This is a genomic window from Lentzea sp. NPDC004782, from assembly GCF_040609115.1.
Classification (GTDB): domain Bacteria; phylum Actinomycetota; class Actinomycetes; order Mycobacteriales; family Pseudonocardiaceae; genus Lentzea.
This window is the reverse complement of sequence record NZ_JBEXJN010000153.1, coordinates 1-2,374: the sequence shown is the minus strand read 5'-3', so window position 1 is coordinate 2,374 and position 2,374 is coordinate 1. Positions and strand designations below refer to the sequence as shown.

5 protein-coding genes are annotated in these 2,374 nt (G+C 68.2%); 2 read left to right on the top strand and 3 right to left on the bottom strand.

What is annotated here, in order from left to right:
• Window positions 1–195 precede the first annotated feature (195 nt).
• The gene (locus ABZV40_RS46380; protein ID WP_355456514.1) at window positions 196–636 is read right to left on the bottom strand and encodes a MarR family transcriptional regulator; all 441 of its coding nucleotides are present in this window, start codon (window positions 634–636) and stop codon (window positions 196–198) included.
• A 63-nt stretch (window positions 637–699) separates the two neighbouring features.
• Here ABZV40_RS46380 and ABZV40_RS46375 point away from each other — a divergent pair, with 63 nt between their 5' ends.
• Both ABZV40_RS46375 and ABZV40_RS46370 read left to right on the top strand, forming a co-directional pair.
• Entirely contained in the window at window positions 700–1,068 is a 369-nt protein-coding gene (locus ABZV40_RS46375) for a VOC family protein (RefSeq protein WP_355456513.1), read from the top strand.
• Between the two features lie 125 nt (window positions 1,069–1,193).
• Window positions 1,194–1,508, top strand: coding sequence for a hypothetical protein (locus tag ABZV40_RS46370; RefSeq protein ID WP_355456512.1), 315 nt, complete (start codon window positions 1,194–1,196; stop codon window positions 1,506–1,508).
• A 55-nt stretch (window positions 1,509–1,563) separates the two neighbouring features.
• On the opposite strand, the gene ABZV40_RS46365 is transcribed toward ABZV40_RS46370, so the two are convergent.
• Both ABZV40_RS46365 and ABZV40_RS46360 read right to left on the bottom strand, forming a co-directional pair.
• Window positions 1,564–1,908 (bottom strand): hypothetical protein, encoded by a 345-nt coding sequence (locus tag ABZV40_RS46365; protein WP_355456511.1) that lies wholly within the window; start codon window positions 1,906–1,908, stop codon window positions 1,564–1,566.
• A gap of 2 nt (window positions 1,909–1,910) precedes the next feature.
• Window positions 1,911–2,258: a hypothetical protein gene (locus ABZV40_RS46360; protein ID WP_355456510.1), complete on the bottom strand. Its 348-nt coding sequence runs from the start codon at window positions 2,256–2,258 to the stop codon at window positions 1,911–1,913.
• Window positions 2,259–2,374: the final 116 nt, after the last annotated feature.

The following is a 2,374-nucleotide window of genomic DNA, read 5'->3' as shown; positions in this document are numbered from 1 at the left end:
GCGCCGACACCATGGACCTGAGCATCACGCTCAGGTACCACGCCGACAAGTTCCCCTCTCCGAGCTACTCCAACAACGAGACGCGACCGGAGGCGCACCGGGCGTGTTGTCGGCACGCTCAGCCCCCGCAGCAGATCGACAAGCCTGAGCACATCCACGCTGTTCCTCGACGCGCCGCAACTCCTGGCATCCTGCTCACGAGTCCCGCAGGGAACGGACCATGTTCTGCAGGAGCCGGAACGCCTCCGACCGCTCGGTCTCCGTCATCCCGGCCGTCATCCTGACCTCGACCGACCGGACCGCCGCGGACGCCTTCTCCAGGCTGCGCCGTCCGCGAGCCGTGAGCCGCGTGGGGAGAATCTTGCCGACGGGAGCCTCCGCAGGCCTCGTCACATAGCCGTCCCGCTCGAGGGCCTGCAGCAGCACGTTCATCGACTGCCGCGTCACGAACGCGCCCCGCGCGAGCTCGGAGTTCGACAGGCCGGGCCGCTGAGCCAGCAGTTCGAGGCAGGCGTAGTGCGTCACGCTCATCCCCAGCGGCCGCAGCACCTCCTCCATCGCCGCACGCAGGACGCTCGACGCCTCCTTCAGCAGATAGCCCAGTGACGTCTGCAGGTCGACCCCGTCTTGACTCATGTCAGCATTCTGACATAGCTTGGTTCGTGTCAGAAACCTGACACGCAAACCGAGGAGCATCGCATGCCCGCCACCGGCCCCGACTTCATCTCACTCCAGGCACGTGACCTGGACGCCTCACAGGCGTTCTACGAGCGGTACCTCGGCCTCGTCCGGTCGCCCACCGGACCTCCGCACGCCGTCGTCTTCGACACGAAGCCGATCGCGTTCGCACTCCGCACCGTCCTGCCCGGCACCGATCTCGCCTCCGTGGCCCAGCCGGGCATCGGTACCGCGATCTGGCTGCACGCCACGGACGTCCAGTCCATTCACGACACTCTCGCCGCCGACGGTCACACGATCGTCTCCCCGCCGATCGACGGCCCTTTCGGCCGGACGTTCACCTTCGCCGACCCCGACGGCTACCAGATCACCCTCCACGACCGCGCCTGACACCGAGTTCCGACGATCCCGGAACCGTTCCTCAGAATCCGGAAAGCGCTGTGCGAGCGTTGCCGAAGGCACCCCCGCTGCACGATGGTGAGCGCAAATTCCCAAGGCCCTCATCGGAGGTAGCTGTGCACACCAACTTCGGCAGGACGGTGCGCGCGACCGCGGTCGCGCTCGTGCTGGCCGCGGGCGCCGGAGTCGCGCTCGGGGCGGCGCCCGCAAGCGCCGACTCCGTTCGGTTCGACGTCGAGCTGAGCTCCCGGTCCCCGCAGCGGCCAGACTGGAACTCCGCCGCGGCGGAATCGAAGCCCAGGGCCGACAAGCGGTGCGTCGCACTGTACGGGTTCCGGGCTCGCGACACCCAGCCGGTGGACCTCGCGGGCTTCCCCCGTGGCGACGGGAGCTGGGCCTGGTTCATGAAGTGGCAGTGCAACAGCAACTGACCGCGTAGCACGAAGCCCGCAACCGAAGTTCGGTTGCGGGCTTCGTGCTGTGCGATCAGGAAATCCAGACCCAGCGATATCCCTGAGCGTCCGGATTGCCCCACCGGGCATTCGCCGCGACGCGTGTGGTGCTCTGACAGACCGTTCCGCCGTACGCCTGCACGGCAGGCGCGCTCGTGCGGTCGACGGTCGCCTCCGGGTGCTCGCCCTGGCCGGTGAGGCAGCGTCCGTTCACCTGGATGCTCCGCACGGCCGGCGTCTGGTAGCTGACCGCGACGCAGAACGCGCTCGGTCGCGACGCCGAGCAGGTGGCGGCACCGGCCTCGGCGGGGGCCACCACGAGCACACCGGCCGACACCGCGGCGACCACGCCCACCGGCCACGCCTTCCTGAGATTCACCTTCACGAGATCCAGATCCAGCGGTAGCGGTTCGCGTCCTCGCCGCCGATGTTGACCCGCGCGCGGTTCTCCGTGTTGCCCTCGCACCTCGCGCCGCCGTACGTCTGCACGAACGGCGTTTCGTCGTGGCCGATGACGACGTTCGGGTGCTGACCCGACGGGCCGATCAGGCACCGCCCGTTCACGCGGATGCTCTTCACCTGCGACGTCTGGTACGACACGGCCACGCACGACGAGAACGGCTGAGCCTGGCAGGTCGCGGCCGAAGCCGGTCCCGCGGTCAGCACGAGAGTGCCCGACGACACCGCGATCGCCGTCACCACACCCGAAAGCCACGTCTTGCGATCCATTTTCCACACCTTTCCTCGAACCCAAGCGCTTTGCCAGGGGTGTTGTCCGTAGCCCGCCTGCCGGGCAGTCACGTGGATGAAGGGTTCCTTCCTCCACGTCAGGTGGAGGAAGGAAC

Coding starts and splice junctions, on each gene's coding strand:
- ABZV40_RS46380 (WP_355456514.1), bottom strand. CDS start 636: ATGAGTCAAGACGGGGTCGACCTGCAGACGTCACTGGGCTATCTGCTG.
- ABZV40_RS46375 (WP_355456513.1), top strand. CDS start 700: ATGCCCGCCACCGGCCCCGACTTCATCTCACTCCAGGCACGTGACCTG.
- ABZV40_RS46360 (WP_355456510.1), bottom strand. CDS start 2,258: ATGGATCGCAAGACGTGGCTTTCGGGTGTGGTGACGGCGATCGCGGTG.